Origin of the sequence: Mesorhizobium sp. M0590 (genome assembly GCF_040320905.1) — a bacterium.
Taxonomy (GTDB): Bacteria; Pseudomonadota; Alphaproteobacteria; order Rhizobiales; family Rhizobiaceae; genus Mesorhizobium.
Genome location: NZ_JAMYQN010000014.1, coordinates 172,009 through 189,612, shown reverse-complemented (window position 1 = coordinate 189,612; position 17,604 = coordinate 172,009). Strand labels below are relative to the sequence as shown.

Here is a 17,604-nt window from a genome sequence, read left to right as displayed (position 1 = left end):
CAAACCCTTCTCTTGGATCGCCGACCCCGACAAGATCATTGCCGCCGTCAAACGCGGGCACCAAGCGTTAGATTCCATCCACTAGGGCTGAAGTGGACCCCATGCGTGGGACCACGGGACCGGTTTGTCAGTTGGATTCTGGCACGGTTGAGCCAGCCAAACGGCCCCTCGACGATCCAGCGCCAACTGTGATTTCGGTCCGGCTCGCCTCGAAGGCGGCGCGTTTGTGTTGCAGTTCGTAGCAACAAGGTGATGCGCGCAACGAAGGCAACGACGATTTCCCATGCTGTCGTGATGGAAACGGGGATGAACACGCGGATCGCAACAGATTAGATTAGGACGATTTGGCCAGTATCGGCACGCGTCTTCCTGCAGTCGACAACCTTGCGCGACGAGCGGGATCTCCTCAAATTTGGAGCGGCGACGGGCCCCCGCCTTTGTGGAAAGGGCCGGCGCGAGAACCCGATTTCGTCGCGATGGTCCAAACGAGGCCGACACACGCACCCTCGATGCTGACGGCGAGCGTCCAGCCCAGGACCAAGCCCTCAAGCCCACCAAGCTTCGCCCCTGCGACCGCGCAGCCAAGCTCCAGCAATCCGCCAAGCGCGAACCAGGGAGATGCCTTGAGCATCCTGTCGCGCAGCCGCGCCAGCGTGCTGGCATGGAATTTGAGCGTTGATCCCACCAGGCTAAATCCGAGAAAGCGCAGGCTCGAACCGGCGATCTCCGGATAGGCCGGATTGAAGATCGCAAGGATCTGCTGTGAATAGGCGAAGATGAAGACGGCACAAACCAGCGAGAAGAGCAGTGACGCCGTTAGAGACAAAAGGAAGTCGTGCCCGGATTGTTCCGAGCTTGCTCTGACCACGGGGAACAGGACGGTGGCCCCGGCAGCGGGAATCAACGAGGCAATGGAGACCAGCATCCACAACGCCATGAAGGCGGCATTGGTGGTCGGTGACAAGAGAACCAGCACAAGGTACGGCATGATGAAGGTCGGGGCCTGCGAGGCAACATCCTGCGCGTAGTGACCGAACGCCCTGCGTCGGTGCTTGTGCAGCAGCTGGAAATCGGGGACGCCAACGAGGCGACGCGCACGGCCGCGGGTCAAGAGATCGACGCCGATCCAGGACGCCAGGATCGCGGCCACCCATGTCAGAAGAATCGCGCCAGTGGAGGCGTAGCCGACGGCCGCGGCGGCGGCGATCAGCATCAGCTTGAATGTCGAGAACAGCACCTGCCGGATCATCCTGCCGCTGCTAAGCAGGGCACCGACGAACGCCTGATCGCCCAGCACGCTGAGACTGGTCAGGCCGCAGCCGAGGACGAACGCAAGGCCCTCGAACCAACCATCGATCGGCCCGGACGAGCTCACGAGGTTAGCCCCCCCGAAGATAAACAACAGGCCCAGGCCGACCGTCAGCATCACCCCGACGGACACTGCTGCCGCCACTAGACCGCGCTCCTTGCCCGGATGCCGGACGATTTCGCCGATCAGCAAGGTCCCGAGCCCGGCCTCGCCTAAGAGACCGATGAGGCCCATCACGGACAGGAGGGCGGCGGCGTTGCCGATCACCTCCGGCGGAAATGTCCGGGCGGCGAGCCACCAATAGACAAATCCAAGACCGGCCGTTGCTATCGTGCCGATCGCCAGAGCGCCGGAATTTGTGATGAGCGTGGCGCTCTTCTGAAGCACTCGGCGCACGCGCATGATGGCGGTCCGGGCGAGGTCTACCCGCATGATGGCCCTCCCGAACCCTGGTGCGCCGGCACCGCGGCTCCCTTGGCGGCCGGGCGCAGGACATCCCGGTAGACCTGCTCGATCCGGGTCACGACCGCTCCGGCCTTGAGGCGCCCCACCCGGGCGAGGCTTGTCGCCTCCAGTCTGGCCAGCCAAGCGCGGTCTTCCAGAAGCGTTTGCATCGCATCGGCCAAGGCTGGGGCATCACCCGGCGGCACGAGAAGCCCGGTTTCGCCGTGATCGACGAGATCCGGCATGCCGCCGACGTCGGTTGCGACGACGGTCTTGCCGGACGCCATCGCTTCCATGATGACGGTCGCGCAGGCTTCCGGCCCGACCGATGGCAGCACGCCGAACAGCGAGCGGCGCCATGCATGCATGATGGCGGAATGCGGCCATGTGCTGAAAACCCGGACGTTCGGCGGAAACTCGGTTGGCGTATCGGCGACCCTGCGCCCGATCAGGACCAGCGGAGGCGCCCGCTCCAGACCAGCATAGGCCTTCAGGAGAACGTCGATACCCTTCAGGCGCATCATGTCGCCGACAAACAGGATGAATCCGTCGCCGGGCAACTCGCGCAGGCAGGGATCTTCTGGGCCAAGCACCCCGACATCGTCAGGCACGAAATTGGGGATGACCTCGTAGGGAGCGCCTCCTCGCGAGAGTCCGCTATGACGCGCCACTGCGCGGCTGACCGCGATGAAGCGGTCCACCATCCGCCGGGCGGCGAAGGTCGACGCCCAGTTGCCAAACGTGGTCGCGGTTGCCTTCACCGCGCCGTAATGTCCGGCGGCGCAGGGCAGGCACTTCGCCAATGCCGGGCCACTGCAGAGATGGGTACCCAGGTGCATGAAGTTCTTCTTGGCGCAGATAAGGCCGTAGTCGTGGAGTGTAACCACGAGGCGGGCGCCACCGAGAGCTTTGAGTGGCAGGAAGGAGGCGTAAATCCAGTTATGGGCGTGGACGATGTCCGGCCTCTCCTTTGCGACCAGCCGTTTGAGGGCCAACACCAGTTCGGGATCCGGGAAAGGCGGCGCGTGGCGGCGCTCGGAATCGGTGTGGAGGCCTGACAAGCGCTGGAGCGCGCCGCGCAGGCGATGCACCCGGACCGCGCCGTCCAGTTCGGTGTCGGGCGATCCAGGATGCATCAAGGTACCGACGCTCACACGATGGCCGCGCTGCGCCAGCGCTGCGCCGAGATTGCGGACGTGCCGCTCCTCTCCCCCGATCACTGGAGGATAGAATTGCGACAGCAGCAGGATGCGCATGGTCGAGCCTCGTCTCAGATGCGTGGCACCAGCGTCGAAACGCTGCGATAGAGTCGATTATCTTCCGGCCGATAGAGCCGGGCCTCGGCTTTCTGCGGGGTGGCCAGGACGGACACCGGGAACTCGCGCGTCCAGGTGTCGCCCGGCGCGATGGTGAGCGAGCGGAAGACGGCGAACAGCCGTCCGTCGAGAGTGATTTCCAGGTCGAATCGCAGCGTCTGGGTCTCGGCGCTGCGGACGCCGACGGTAAGACGGCCCGGGTCACCGCTGGCCGGTGGCACCATCCAGAGCTCGGTGTACTTGAATTCCCGGTAGGTCGCTTCGTCGCGGACGGCCAGCGCATAAGCTCCGGTCGCCACCAGCGCCGCCAGCGCGATCACAGCTCCCTGCCAGAGCCGGACCCGCGCCGGAGACGGCCAGCTTGGCAGATCGGGCGCGTCGCGGCGGCCGGCGGCCACCAGCGCCGCGCCGGCCGTGACGGCCCAGAACCAGACCGCCCAGCCGAGCGGCGTCAGGAAGCCTGCGGCGTTCAGCGCAAAGCCCCCGGCGATACCGGCGGCAAGGCTTGCTCCGATCGCGTAGGCGAGGTGTTCCGACACGCAGGTGGTTCTTATGCCAATGGCTCGCAGCACCGTGTGGCCCGAGACGAGGAGCACCATGGGCACTCCCAGGATGGCGCGAAGGAGCATGTCGTCGCTGAGCGCAACGGCGGCAACGGTAACTCCCGCCCACAGGCAGGCGGCCAGAAGATCCCGCTTGCTAGGAATTCCCATGCAATCCCCTCACGTCGTAGATGATGATCCAGCCGTTGTCATAAATGCGGGTGACGCCACCGATGTCGTTGAACTTGAGTAGCGCCGCCGGGGACAGCGGCCTTCCCCGCGCTTCCCAGGGCTCGAAGTAGAAGCCGAGCATTGGGGGGGCCGTGGACAGGCGCAGGTCCACCAGCAGGAAATCAACGTCGCTTCTCACCAGGGCCCAAAATTCGTCAGGCCCCAATTTTTCGTCCTCGAACACGCGCGCGGAAAACACGCCTCCGACGATCTTGACCCTGACGTCCTGGCGCCCGTAGCCCGCGAGCAGCATTTGATTGGTGCGGTCGGCGGTGAAGCGATTGCCGGCACCGAGCCATTCCCTGGTCCAGCGTGCCGTTTCGATCGCCATGGTCTCGACGGATTGCGGGTCGGCCGCCACCCTGTAGGGTCCACGTATCGGTGCGAGCGACGCGGCCGTGACCCCGCCGAGCACGATGACCGCCAGGGCAAGGACCGGTGCGATACACCGCCACCCGCGTGGTGCGTGGCCCTGCCAGAAGTGGACGATGCTCACCGCCACGACCAGCCCGACGGCGAGGAACACGAACGTTCCCATGCGGTTTCCGATTTCCCAAGCGACGGTCAGCCGGAAGGCCACCGAGACCGGGAACGCGAAGGCCAGCAAGGTAAGGAGCACGATGCGGCTGTCGCGCCAGCGCCGGTTGAGAATGTCCTGGATCGGACGCCAGCCCGCTTGCGCATCGCGCGGCGCTGCCATGGCCAGCGACCGAAAGAAACCCGTCGCCAGCCCGAGTGCCAACAGCAGGATCGCGAATAGGGTGGTCAGCCGCATGCCAAGGGGCTGGGTAGGCGCTCCGGGGTGCTCCGACCCTGGAATGGGCGCGCCCAGAATCTTTCCGAGCAATGTCTTGAAGCCGGTTTCGGCCACCGGGGCGAGATAGCTTGTGAGAGGGTTGCCACGGGCCTGTATCCAAAGGAGCGGCAGAGCTAGGGCCAGGAGCGCCGTGACGCCCACGGCGGTCCTGGCCCCAATCCGCAAGGGGCCGTGCCGGCGCCAAGCCTCGAGGGCCGCCAGCGCAACGAAGTAGATGGCGGTGAAGGCGGCCGAGAGGTGGTGCGTGACCGCGAGGCTCGCCAACAGCAAGGCAATCAACCCGAGCGCCTTCAGCCTCGGTCGCCCGACAAAGTCCTTGGACGCTGCTTCGACCGCGAAGATCAGTACGCACAGCACGATGCCGAGGCTCTCGTAGGAGAACATCGACTCGAACTGGACGAAGGTTGAACAGCCCATATAGGTCAGACAGGCGATGGCCGAGATGCGCGGCGATCCGGTGATGCTTTCGAAGAACAGAAACAGGGCACCGATGAACGTGCCCCTGAGGACGGCCAACAATAGGGTCGCCGCCACAAACAATGGCAATCCCGTCAGATTGACGATCGCCGTCGTCAGGATTTCCAGGGCGGGATACGCTCGCCCGACCGGCAGAAGCGGGCTGGACAGAAATAGCCGGCGGGCCGTCAAGAGATCGTCGGCCGCGACCCAGTGCAAGAACTCGTCGTGATGGATGAAGCTCGTCGGGGAATAGACGACCTTGTAATAGAACATGGCCTCGGCAAGCAGGAACAGGAGGAAGAGGCGCTCACCCCGGGCGACCATCGGCCACGCGATGCGAAGGCTGGTCGGCACGACAAGCAAAACGATACCAGACCAGAACAATAGCGGCGCTACCGTATCGCCCCGGCGCCCGGCCCCGTGCCCGGCCACGACCAGGAGCAGAGCGGTAGCGACCGTCAGGCACAGAACCGCAATCCATCCGGAGTTCGCCGGTCGCGGCGGGGCATCGGCGCTGCCACCGCGAAGGTCCGGGCCGATAACCAGCGAGACAAGTTGGATTCCGGCCTGGAGCGGGTTGATCCTGGTTGCTGCAGTGAAATGAGCTGGTATCATTAGGCTCATGCCTCCGTCGCAGGTGGCCACGACATCAGGCCGCCGGGGGGCAATCGGACCATGGATCGGCTGTTCAGGACCTCACAATAAAGATCGCTCAGCGCTTGAGCGCAGGCATCCCAGTCCGGTAGCGCCAAATCCGGGACCTCCCGAGGGGCCCCCAGCTCCTCGGCCATGGCGGCGGCCAGTTCTTTCGGACCGGCGTTGGGCGGGACAGCTCGGCACAGGCCCTTGGCGGCCAACTCCCGCAGCCCGGACGTGTCGCTGACAAGGACCGGACGGCACAGCGACAGCGCTTCCATCACGGCGACCGGATGGGCTTCGTAGTCGCTGAACAGCACGAACAGCGCGGCGCTCGCCAGGAGGTCAGCCATGTTCTGCCGCTCGGATCCGGGGATGCTCGCGATAGTGACCCGCCTCTCGAGGCCGAGTGTCGCTACGAGGCGCCTCAATTCTCCCTCATACGGGCCTGTTCCGACGACGTGCAGTCGCGCGTCTGGCACCCGGCGGATCAGTTCGGGCAAGGCCGCAATCGCCCGGTGATGGCCCTTGTAGCGCTCCAGCCTGCCGCCCGAGACGATCAGGTGCGGATCGACCTTAACGCTGGGGCTCGCAGCGGGCATTGCGGCGCCGTTCGGGATGACGACAAACCGCTCCCGCGGCACGCGCATCCTGGCGCTGAAGAAGTTGGCCTCGAATTCGGAGACGCCAACCAGCCGCGCGGCCCGCGCCACCAGCGGCCGAAGCAGCGCGTGCTGCGTGCCGCGCACGGCGTTGCGCAGCCGGGAGGAATGCCCGCCGCTATGGAAGGTCAGGATGAACGGCAAGTTCTCGCGGACGGCTGCGAGCAGCCCTATCGGCACCACAAAGGTACTGTAACCTTGGAAATGGATCAGATCCCAAGCCCCGCGCCGGATCGCGCTATAGATGCCGGGCGCGACATAGAGGTCCAGCTTCCTCGGCCAGGCCGGCACGCGCTGCACCCGCATGCCGCTCACCTCCTCCTCGACCGGCAACTCCCCCGTGGGATCGGTGGTGAGCACGTCGACCGCGTGGCCGCGCGCCGCCAAGCGAGTACCGACCTCCTGGATGTGAGTTTCGATGCCGCCCATGAAGGGATAGCAGCGAGCGGCAACCATCAGAATTCGCATCAGGTCTGTCCACCGACAACACAGGCTGTCGCGCTCCGCCTGCGCTGTTGGTGCACCCTCTCGCGCAGGATGGTTTTCAGGACGCGCCAGCCGTCCGGCATGGCGCGCAGATGGCTCACACCGCTGATGCGCGAAGCCTCGAAACTCGCCACCTCGACGATATTGAGGTGGTTCTTCAAGGCCCGCACGTTGATGAGGGTCTCGATCTCGAACCCATCGCAATCACAGTCCAGCGTGGCGACGTGCTTGGTCCAGAAGGCTATGTATCCGTAGCATAGATCGGAGAACCAACCGCCATAGAGCAGCCGCACGAACAGGGTCAGCCCCTTATTGCCGAACATTCGGAACAGCGACATGTCGTCGGTGCCGGCGCCCTGGATAAAACGTGAACCCTTGACGAGATCCGCGCCGGCCATCAGCGCACTGACAAAGACGATCGCCTCCTCCGGCACCATGGAGCCGTCGGCGTCCAGCATGACGATGATTTCGCCTGTGGCGGCCAGGAATCCCGCTTGCAGTGCAGCACCCTTGCCCCGCCGGGGCTCCATGACAATCTTCACATCCTCGCGCAGGCGGCGCGCGACCGCGACCGTGTCGTCGGTCGAGCGACCATCCACGATAATGACCTCATGCGCCCAGTTGGGGATGCGCGGCAGAAGCCAAGGGAGGTTCTCGGCTTCATTGAGCGTCGGGACGACGAAGCTGACCCGGGGCAGAGTCAGCGAGCGGCGCAGCGCGAAATCAATCGGGTCAGGCGGCGATACGGCACCGACAGGGGCGAGAATGCTGGCGAGACGGGCGTTCATGACAGCGCTTTGAGGTCGTACGATGGAACCCAGGAGGCGGGCTGGAAGCGCGCAAGAACTGCCACTAGGTGTCGGGCGAGATGATGCGCCGGGTGATGGGTCCCGTATACGAATCGACACACCGGGCCGAAGCTGTTCGCGGCAGCGGGACCGATGAAATGCAGGCCAGGCACCGAGGTCTCGTAATGGGCCGATAGCTGCGGCGCGCCCTCAACCAAGCGGATCTGGCGCAACAGCGTTGGGCCCAGGAAGCCTAACCGCCCAACATCGATCTTGTACCCGGTCGCGAAGATGACGTGATCGGCCCGCATAGAACGCCGCGCGCCACTGGCGTCCATCACATCGAGTAGCACCTTGCCGTCGCTTGTCTCGACGCTCTGAAGGGTACGACCGAGCCACACCGGCACTTTCCCGATAACCCGGTCTTTCATGAAAGCGCCGCCAAGGGGCCCCAGCGCCCTGATGTTAGCAAGCCGGACTCGCAAATCCTTCGACAGAAGTCGGATCAATTGCGGATATTTGGCGCAGGTCGCCAAGGTCCAGCCATGGCCGATGCCGTTCATCGGGGCGGTAATGCGCTCGAACAGGGCTCGGGGGCGAGGGTAGCCGGCAAAATCCAGCTGCGGTCGGCGCACAACGAGCGAAACCGAGACCCCGCGTTCGTAGAGCAGCGCCGCCAGATCGGACGCCGATGATCCGGATCCGACCACGATGATTTCCTTGCCGTCCAGCGGCTGCAGAGAGCCGTACTCACCACTGTGCGAGCATAGATCGGCGGGCAGATGCACGGCCTGGTGCGGCAGGCGTTTGAACGGATGAAGGCCGACCGCCACTACCACGCGGCGCGCATGGACTATCTCGCCGTCATCGAAAGTGGCGTGAAAGCAGCCAGCGCTGGGTTCCAGCGCCATCAAGGTCTTGCGTTCAACTATGGGAACGCAACGCCTCTGAAAGGCTTCGCCGTACTCGATAAACCGGCTGAGCGAGAGCGGAAGCAGCTCGTCATGATAGGTCAGGGCGCGTTCGGCGCAGAACGCCTTCAGTGCGAATTCAGACCGCGGATCCGACAGGCTCGACGCCCAGGGATAGGACTTGAGCAGCATACCAGGGGGCATGTTGTGCTTCCATGACCCCATGAGCTCCCCGAAAATCCGGTGCTCGACATCTCGCGCGCGTAAATGCGCGGCCAGCGACAGGCCGTAGGGGCCAGCTCCAATGACCGCCACATCCACGGATGTGTTTGATCCAGCCATGTGCAGACTCCCCGGAAATGAAACCAATATTATATGAAATAATATTGGGACCTAGACGGCCTCTTCAGCTCTAGTTACTTGAGCATTACTGATACAGTTCTGAAATGGAAGCACGATAGATGGTTAGGTAAAGACAATAGATGATTAGCTCTTTGGGGGTATCCCTTCAGGTTATTTCCAGCCCGTAGCACCAGCGAGAACAGTACGGCAGCGGCACCGATCACCTTCAGCAGCTGTGTTGGCAGCGTTGCCAAACCCGTTTGGACCTCTGGGGCCACCTTCAACGCCAGCGAGGACATTCATCGACCCGCGGCCGGCATTAGCTCACAAGCGACAATTTCTAGCGAGTAAGGGGTGCAGAAGGCAGCGAAGATCGGCCGGGCCGATGAACGTCCCAACGCAACGCCGACATTGCCACTGGCCAGAAGCTGCGACGTGCAGGTGGGTTCGCTCCTTCACTCGGCCGTCTTCCGAGATCCTACTTTTTCTGTGCCCGAGAAGGGTCGAGGTCGCCCGGCCCTTCGCAGGGGGTACCTTTCGCTGGACCAGCTGGCTATGGGTAGCTAAACCGGACGCGAGACCGGCCAGGAGAGGTGCTGCCCGTGCGGTCCCGAGACCGGCGCATCGGATACAAGCAACCGATACGAGGTCGTGATCTCTCGCAGACCCCCGAGATGACCGAACAAGTCGATCACCTCCAGGCCGGACCGCCGGTTGTAGGTGTGGCACCCGAACGCTCCGGACCGAATGCGACCGACCGGGGTCTGGGCAAATTCCGACTCGCCGAGCGCATCGATCCGGCAGAACGTCACCGCGCCGCCATAGCCGCGCGCGCAATCTTGGACCGGGCGTAGCATGCGTCCGCCGTGTCGGATGACGGCGCCTGCGGGGCGGCTGAGCGTGGCATCGAGCAGGACGGGGTTTGCGGCATGGGGCGTCCAGGACCCGGTCAGGCTCTCGGCACGGTAGAGGCTGAGGACATCCCAGGACGTGGACCTCCACAGCCTTGGGCTGACGAAAAACCAGAAGCCGCCTTCATGGCGCAGAGGCGTGGTATCGTAGCCCTCGATCCCCTCGATGAGGCAGGCCTCCCGCGTCCACCGGTAAGGGAATTCCACTGCCCTGTAGAGGCTGACATTCCTGGCCGCCCCCGATTCGGGGATCATCCAGATCTGCCCGTCCTGCTCGAACACGAACGGGTATGAGAGGTGATGCGGTTCCTCCAAGACGATCTGGGGTGCGCCGACGGTCCCGTTCCGGTCCGCTGCCACGACTGCAATGCATCCCCGGTTCTTCGAGTGGAGGTGCTTTTCGACAAATATGAAATCCTGCCCCTGGTGCCGGAAGGGGAACGGATCGGCAAGGTAGCTGTCGGTCTCCCCGGTAAGCACCCGGAATGCTGCGTCGCCTTTGTCGAGCAGGCTCGCCGATTCGTCGAAGCGCCAGCCAATCCCCCACATCCTGCCGCCTCTTGCCAGGATGTCCAAGAACCTGATTGCCTTCGATGTCACTGTGTGTGTCGCTCTTGCAAGGGCCGAAAGCGCGCCGAGCGAAGGCACGGCCGTGCGTGGGCCGGGGACATCGGACGCAGCTGAACCGGTTTCCTCGCGCAAGGCTTTTAGGATCAGCGCCACAGTGCAGGAGAGGACGCTATCGAGGCTCGCTGCGAACACTTCACGGTCTACACTGGCCGGACGCGCCATCCACGGCCGCGACGGGCGCGCCGTGTCGTGCAGGTCGACGAGAAGGTCCTGATCATTCGCCAAGGCCGCCATGACTCCGATCTCGCTGGGTACGCCGTTGAAGAGCGGCGTCAGCACGCGCCGTCCCGACAGGAGGGGCTCCTCTCCGCTCAAATCAATCACCACGTCCACGTGGTCGGCCGGAGGCGGCGGCAGGGACCGCAGCGCCGCCTCGACGGGATCGGTGGCGCCGTTGACACCTAAGCCATAGACTAGTCTTTCGAGTTCGAGCAGCAGACGGAAGATCAACGGCAGCGGGCGGCAGCCGGCCGCGAAAGCGCAGGAGACGTCGTTGCCAGGCACTTCAGCAAGCGCCTCTGCCAGCCACAGATGCCAACGCAGCGGCCGCGACGGATCGAGACTCAAGCAAATGCGCATTGTTGTTCTCACGGCGAATTCAAGAAGACGACAGCTTTGACGAGAACCAGCTCGAGCGACGCACCTTGCCAGCTGTCCGGCGCGAGCCCGCGAGCCAGGGAGGCAGATAAAAAGCCGCAGCGCGCGCCACATCGCAAGGGTAATACACCAGGGCCGGCAGCGGATCGTCCCGGCGCCAGTAGCCATCCACCACGACCGAGCGAGGCGGGATCGGCTTCGCGCCAAAGCGGATCCGCTCGATCCATGAACCCTGCCAGACCACGCGACCGTCACCCGGGCCGGCCGGCAATGGCTGCAGGTCGAGTTCGTGCCGATAGGCTATCAGCGGGATATTGACGCCGACGAGCGTCGCCAACTCCTCCTGCCAGTCAGTGCGCCCGACCGTGGGCTCTATTATCAGAAAGCGTCCGCTCCTGATATCCTGCTTGTACTCAATGCCGCCAAATCCGAAGTAGTTAACCTGATCGAGGAGGTCTTTCGTGGTGCGTTCCAACTGCTCGTTTACTGCGGCCGTACAGAACGCCGTGCTCCCGGTGCCCGGCGGGGTGCTGGCGAGTTTTTGCCCGGTGAACATGCCGAGCGTCTCGCCATTGCGTCCCCTGTAGAACAGGCAGAAATAGATGCTGTCGTCCGGTCCCTCTATGGTCTCCTGCACCAAGACCTCGCCGGTCTGAGCCAGCAGCCTCTCCGCGGCCGAGAAGGCATCAGCGTAGCTCTGCGCGCTTATCAGCCGGGGAGCATGCCCCTCGTGGAAGTGGCGCTTGTCGGCGGGTTTCAGGATCATCGGCAGGCGGAGCGACATAATCTCGCGAACGCCCGCGAGATCCCGCACGACCACGCCGTTCGGCACTGGCCAGCCATGCTCCCCGGCGCTCTCGTGGAACCTGGCTTTGTCGTGCAGCATACTAACGGTATCGTGAGTTGGGAGGCGGAAGTGGTAAAGCCCCTCCAGCTCTTTGCGGTATTCCGAGACCGTAAGAAGTGCCAGCTCATCCGTGATGACCAGGAAGGGCCGCTCGCCGATCCGCCTCCGAAGATCGCGGAGGAAGTCCACGAAGCTAGGGCCATGCAGGGAGTCTGCCAGGATCGGGTGGGCGTAGCGCGACCACAGCGCCGGGTTCGATCGCTTGCGGTCGACCACCCAAACGGGCATCCCGCCCAGGGCAAGGCTGCGGCACACGCCGAGCCCGTTCAGCTCCCCACCTATTACTACTGCGGGGACTCGCCAATGCGAAGAGCCGAACTCTTGGTTGGGAGCGGTGTCTGACAGCATGGGTTCCATACTCGAGGGACCGTAATCGGCCAGGCACCACTATGCACAATTGACGGCGGGCTGTGCGCGGCCAGAGGGGGTAATCCCTAGGCGCCATTGCACCCGGCGCCCGGTGAGAGCCACATGGCGGGATGACAGTCGGCTGGCAACGGGCGAAATACGGGCTGCGGGCGAAAAAAAGCGGGCTGCGCAACGGCGGACGGCGTGTGCTGGTCTTGGCGCTGTTATGTGTTCCGGCAGCCGTGAGCGCCGCAGACAACTTGGCGCCAGCGTCCTTCATCAAGACTTCCGGCACGGAGTTTAAAGTCGACGGCAGGCCATTCTTTTTGACCGGCGTGAACAGCTTCTCTGTGACTTTCGGGTCCAAGGACGAGGTCATCCGCCTTTTTGATGACGCGGTGGCCATGGGGGCCAATGTGGTTCGCATCATCCTCCAGCCGGTGATCGGGTCACGCGACGGAAGCACTACCACGATCTGGAACTGGCGGCTTGAGGCTGATGCCAGCGATCTCGCTGTGAGAGGAATGTACCTGCTCTCCTGGGACCCTCGTGAGAACAGGATGGCGATCAATGACGGCGCGAACGGCATGCAGAAAATTGATTTCCTCATCGCCGAAGCCGGCAAGCGACACCTCAGGCTCATCATAGCCTTCCTGGATTTCTGGGCCTACACGGGCGGCGTCCAGCAGATGCGGGCTTGGTATGGGAGCCGCGACGAGTCCACGTTTTTCTTCAATGACCCACGCACGAAGCGGGACTACAGGACCTGGGTCCGCCACGTCGTGCGACGCGTCAACCCGCTCACCGGACTTGCCTACCGGGACGACCCGACCATCATGGCCTGGGAGCTGATGAACGAAGGCAATGCGCGCCCAGAGGCTTTGCGGCTGGCCTGGACTGCCGAAATGTCGGCCTACGTGAAGTCGCTCGATTCCAATCACCTTGTCAGCTCAGGGCACGCCAACGTTTCCGAGAAACTGTCCGATTTGATGATCCCAACTCTCGATTTCGGGACCTGGCACGGCTACCCGCTCTACTACAACCTCACGGTCCAGGAATTTAACGACCTGATCACCGAGTTCTGCCAATTGGCGGGCCGCGCCAATAAGCCGGTCCTTTTGGAGGAATTCGGCTATGCCCGCTCCAATCGGGACTTCCGCGATGCTTACGAAAAATGGCTCGATACGCTTACCCGCGATCCCAACTGCGCTGGCTGGATCGTGTGGCGGCTGGCCTCGCGGCAGGACAGCGGACGCTATCCCGTCGATGAATACGACCAGTTCGATATCCGCAACGACGGAAGCGCGATTTGGAACACCCTCAAAGCCGCGACGGCCCGGGCGGCGCGGACCCGCGAAGCCAGCCGGGCCTCACAAACCATCCGGGAAGTCCCATGACCGAAATCTCCGTCGTGACCTGCGCGAGCACGCTCGACCGCTGGGACGAGTTGAAGCGTGCGGTCGGGTCCGGCCACACCCAAACGCGCCCCGCGCGATATCGTCGTAATAGCCGTAACCCAACAGGCCGCGAAAGGAACCAGCAGCCATGATCGATGCGTCGGTTGTCATCTGCGCCTACACACTCGATCGCTGGGACGATTTGAACGCGGCCATCGCCTCGGTGCGCAACCAGACCAGGCCCGCCCGCGAGATCATTCTCGTCGTCGACAACAATGAGACTCTCTTGAAGCGAGCCCGGCGCGAGATCGGGGGTGTCATCGTCACACCTAACAATAACGTGCGTGGACTGTGCGGCGGTCGCGTCACGGGTGCCGGATTGGCAACCGCACCGGTCCTGGCATTTCTCGACGACGATGCGATGGCCGATGAGCGCTGGCTGGAAGAGTTGCTGATGCCCTACGCCGATCCGCACGTGCTTGGCGTCGGCGGGCGCATTGAGCCTCTATGGCGCAAACCTCGGCCCTGGTGGTTCCCGCCTGAATTCGACTGGATCATTGGCTGCACCTATCGCGGAATGCGGGTACGAGATGGTGGCGAAGTGCGTAATGTGATAGGCGCCAACATGTCTGTGCGCGCTGACGTGCTGCATGGCTGCGGCGGGTTTGCCGGTCAAATGGGACGCATCGGCGGCGGCAGGGGCTCAGCCAATACATGCGACGACACCGAGCTTTGTATCCGCGCCGCAAAAACATTTGGAGGCGTATGGATATACAAACCCGAGGCCAGCGTTCGCCATGTGGTTACAGCGGAACGCATGACCTGGAAGTATTTCCTCCATCGGTGCCGCATGGAGGGGACCTCCAAAGCGGTACTCGCAGGCTTAGCGGGGACTAAGGACGGGCTGGATTCCGAGCGGCTTTACGTTCTCACCCTGGGGCGCTCCGCGCTCGAATACGCAGCGACTGGCAAGATCGGCCAGGCGCTCGCCATCTTTGTCGGATTGACGACTACTTCAATTGCTTACACGCAGGCACGGGCACGGGCCGTCATCTCGCAGGGTCCAAAGATAGCCTCGGAACAGAAGGGCGTTACGTCCAGGACGTGACTGGCGCCGCTACTGGCACATGCAGCGTCAGCCGATTCATTTCGCAAGGAGATTCACATGCCACGGATCTATGAGAGTCGCAAACGCGTTTTGGTCACCGGGGGAGCCGGCTTTCTGGGCTCCCGACTAGTAGATCGACTGCTCTCCGACGGTCATGAGGTTCTCTGCGTGGACAATCTCTTCACCGGAACCAAGCACAACATTGAACATCTACACGCAAACCCGCGCTTTGAATTTCTGCGCCACGATGTCACGTTTTCCTTATACGTCGAAGTCGACGAAATTTACAACTTGGCCTGCCCCGCATCGCCCATCCAATACCAGCACGATCCGGTGCAGACCACAAAAACCTCGGTGCAAGGCGCGATCAATATGTTGGGCCTCGCCAAGCGGCTCAAATGTCGAATTCTGCAGGCTTCGACAAGTGAGGTCTATGGCGATCCCGCAGTTCATCCTCAAACCGAGGACTATTGGGGCAATGTGAACCCCATTGGCCCTCGGTCCTGCTATGATGAGGGAAAGCGTTGCGCCGAAACGCTATTCTTCGATTATCATCGACAGTGCGGCCTTGAAATCAAGGTTGCCCGCATCTTCAACACATACGGCCCGCGGATGCATCGGGCTGACGGTCGAGTTGTTTCCAATTTCATTATTCAGGCACTGAAGGGCGAGCCGATTACGCTTTACGGTGACGGCAACCAGACTCGTTCCTTCTGCTACGTTGATGACTTGATAGATGGTCTTGTACGCCTCATGGACAGTCGAGCCTCATTCACGGGACCAGTCAATTTGGGAAATGATGGAGAATTCACCATTCGAGAGCTTGCGGAACTGGTGCTCGCTGAAACCGGCTCGTCGTCAAAACTCGTGAATTTGCCGTTACCCCGCGACGATCCAAGACAACGCCGTCCCGATGTTTCCCTCGCCAAAGCCGAATTGGGCTGGCAACCGACCATGGGACTGAAAGACGGGCTGAAGCCAACCGTTGCATTTTTTAGCCGCGACCAGGCACGCCGATCACGCTCGCAGGAGGAGCCGCAGCTGATCGCTTTCGAAGAGCGGAAACAACGGTTCCATTCCATTGCTGGCGACTTCCTCCCAGCTGGATGACCACTCGCACATCGTGAGCTTCGGCCATTCCGACTATCGACCGCATCTCCGGCGCCCGAAGCTGCTTCGCGGCAATGCCTCTAAGTTTTGAACCGCTGAACCCATGTGAACTGTGCGCTGTCATTTCGCCCGATTAGAGTCAGCTAGGGCGCCGAACAGCTAAGGATGAGCTTCTTTCGCGCAGTGTTGAGCCTGAGGTGATATGACCGTGATGAAGGTTCTGGTAACGGGGGGCGCGGGTTATATTGGCAGCCAAACCTGCAAAGTATTGGCGCTGCATGGATTCGAGCCGGTTGTCTACGACAATCTTTCGCGTGGCAACCATTGGGCCGCGAGATTCGGCCCGTTCGAATTGGGCGACGTCGGTGATCCCGCTCGGGTGCGTTCGGTACTCGAAAAACACCGTCCGTCAGCTCTGATACATTTTGCAGCTTATGCTTATGTGGGGGAATCGGTCGTAAACCCTCTGCTTTATTATCGCAACAATATCAGCGAGACCATCTCCCTGCTTGAAACCTTGATCAGCTTCAAGCAAATGCCGGTGGTGTTCTCGTCAAGCTGCGCGACCTATGGCGTGCCTGATCGGCTTCCGATTTCGGAGGATCATCCACAACGACCGATCAATCCTTACGGCTACTCGAAGCTTGTTGTTGAGCAGGTGCTCAAGGATCTCGACGCGGCTCACAACCTTCGTTCGGTCTCGCTCCGTTACTTCAATGCGGGGGGTGCTGACCCCGAAGCAGATATCGGCGAAGCTCACGAGCCAGAAACCCATTTAATCCCGCTTGTCCTTGCTGCCGCCCGTGACGCCACAGCGATCAAGCTGTTCGGGAACGACTACGAAACGGCGGACGGAACTTGTATCCGCGACTACGTCCATGTGCTTGATATCGCTGATGCTCATGTGAGGGCACTCAGGTATCTTATCGACGGCGGGGCCACCTGCGCGGTCAATTTGGCTAATGACCGGGGTTACTCGGTATTGGAAGTAGTGGCCACGGCTGAGCGCGTTACGGGCAAATCAATCCGAATCGAGCTGGCGCCGAGACGGCTTGGCGATCCCGCGGTTTTGATTGGTGCTCTCCAACGAGCACGAACCCTGCTCGGCTGGAAACCAGAGCGATCTGACTTGGAAATTCAGATCCGCGACGCATGGAAATGGATGACGCGACAATCGTGAGCGCTTTGATTCAACGGCAGCGAATTGATCTGCAGCACCAATTAGCCTGGACGAAGCTCGAAGATGCTTGGAACAGGCGGCCCGGCTCGAGCCATTGTGGCAGCCGCCGCCGCCCCCTGGTTTCCCGGCGAGTTCGACTGGGTCGTGGGCTGCACGCACGCCGACGTGCACGTGCGGGACACGCATCCGCACCCCAATCGGGGCCAACATGTCGGTACCCGCCGACGGGCTGCGGCGCTCCGGTGGCTTCGCGCCGGATCTCGGGTGCCGCAAGCTCGGATTCTTCGTCAGCGGCCGAGCACGGATCGGCGGCAAGGCTGAGAGCTGCAAGGAACCGGAATTCTGCATCCGGGCGCCGGCCTATTGCGATATGGAAAGTCTCCGAGATGGCCTTGTTTGACCGGCGGCTCCAGCTCCACGGGCTCGTCCGCAACGCAGCTCGGAAGACACCCCGGCCGTCCGCGTCGACGACC

13 protein-coding genes are annotated in these 17,604 nt (G+C 62.6%); 4 read left to right on the top strand and 9 right to left on the bottom strand.

Annotation, left to right across the window (positions count from 1 at the left end):
* Window positions 1–406: 406 nt before the first annotated feature.
* The 9 genes from NKI52_RS22840 to NKI52_RS22800 all read right to left on the bottom strand — a co-directional run bounded on the left by NKI52_RS22840 (window position 407) and on the right by NKI52_RS22800 (window position 12,204).
* Window positions 407–1,741, bottom strand: a complete 1,335-nt coding sequence (locus NKI52_RS22840) for a lipopolysaccharide biosynthesis protein (protein ID WP_352699744.1) — start codon at window positions 1,739–1,741, stop codon at window positions 407–409.
* Window positions 1,732–3,009: a glycosyltransferase family 4 protein gene (locus NKI52_RS22835; protein ID WP_352699742.1), complete on the bottom strand. Its 1,278-nt coding sequence runs from the start codon at window positions 3,007–3,009 to the stop codon at window positions 1,732–1,734. The genes NKI52_RS22840 and NKI52_RS22835 overlap by 10 nt, the downstream gene beginning before the upstream one ends.
* Before the next feature lie 14 nt (window positions 3,010–3,023).
* Window positions 3,024–3,668 carry a hypothetical protein gene (locus NKI52_RS22830; protein ID WP_352699740.1) on the bottom strand — a complete coding sequence of 215 codons (645 nt, stop codon included), beginning with the start codon at window positions 3,666–3,668 and terminating at the stop codon, window positions 3,024–3,026.
* Between the two features lie 100 nt (window positions 3,669–3,768).
* Window positions 3,769–5,733, bottom strand: coding sequence for a putative glycosyltransferase family protein (locus tag NKI52_RS22825; RefSeq protein WP_352699738.1), 1,965 nt, complete (start codon window positions 5,731–5,733; stop codon window positions 3,769–3,771).
* Window positions 5,734–5,738: 5 nt separating this feature from the next.
* The gene (locus tag NKI52_RS22820; RefSeq protein WP_352699736.1) at window positions 5,739–6,884 is read right to left on the bottom strand and encodes a glycosyltransferase family 4 protein; all 1,146 of its coding nucleotides are present in this window, start codon (window positions 6,882–6,884) and stop codon (window positions 5,739–5,741) included.
* Window positions 6,884–7,690 (bottom strand): glycosyltransferase family 2 protein, encoded by an 807-nt coding sequence (locus NKI52_RS22815; protein ID WP_352699734.1) that lies wholly within the window; start codon window positions 7,688–7,690, stop codon window positions 6,884–6,886. The genes NKI52_RS22820 and NKI52_RS22815 overlap by 1 nt, the downstream gene beginning before the upstream one ends.
* On the bottom strand, window positions 7,687–8,943 hold the full coding sequence (locus tag NKI52_RS22810) for an NAD(P)-binding domain-containing protein (protein WP_352699732.1): 1,257 nt from the start codon (window positions 8,941–8,943) through the stop codon (window positions 7,687–7,689). Before NKI52_RS22810 ends, NKI52_RS22815 begins: the two co-directional genes overlap by 4 nt.
* 563 nt (window positions 8,944–9,506) lie before the next feature.
* On the bottom strand, window positions 9,507–11,051 hold the full coding sequence (locus NKI52_RS22805) for a glucosamine inositolphosphorylceramide transferase family protein (RefSeq protein WP_352699730.1): 1,545 nt from the start codon (window positions 11,049–11,051) through the stop codon (window positions 9,507–9,509).
* Between the two features lie 31 nt (window positions 11,052–11,082).
* A complete protein-coding gene (locus tag NKI52_RS22800; protein WP_352699728.1) occupies window positions 11,083–12,204 on the bottom strand; it encodes a carboxylate--amine ligase in 1,122 nt (373 codons plus the stop codon).
* 263 nt (window positions 12,205–12,467) lie between these two features.
* Between NKI52_RS22800 and NKI52_RS22795 the strand changes: the two genes are divergently transcribed.
* The 4 genes from NKI52_RS22795 (at window position 12,468) to galE (ending at window position 17,131) form a co-directional block, all read left to right on the top strand.
* On the top strand, window positions 12,468–13,733 hold the full coding sequence (locus NKI52_RS22795) for a glycoside hydrolase 5 family protein (protein ID WP_352699726.1): 1,266 nt from the start codon (window positions 12,468–12,470) through the stop codon (window positions 13,731–13,733).
* A 148-nt stretch (window positions 13,734–13,881) separates the two neighbouring features.
* Complete coding sequence (locus tag NKI52_RS22790; RefSeq protein WP_352699724.1) at window positions 13,882–14,841, top strand: glycosyltransferase family 2 protein; 960 nt, start codon at window positions 13,882–13,884, stop codon at window positions 14,839–14,841.
* Window positions 14,842–14,898: 57 nt separating this feature from the next.
* Window positions 14,899–15,951 (top strand): UDP-glucuronic acid decarboxylase family protein, encoded by a 1,053-nt coding sequence (locus NKI52_RS22785; protein WP_352699722.1) that lies wholly within the window; start codon window positions 14,899–14,901, stop codon window positions 15,949–15,951.
* A gap of 202 nt (window positions 15,952–16,153) precedes the next feature.
* Window positions 16,154–17,131: a UDP-glucose 4-epimerase GalE gene (galE, locus tag NKI52_RS22780; protein WP_352699720.1), complete on the top strand. Its 978-nt coding sequence runs from the start codon at window positions 16,154–16,156 to the stop codon at window positions 17,129–17,131.
* Window positions 17,132–17,604: the final 473 nt, after the last annotated feature.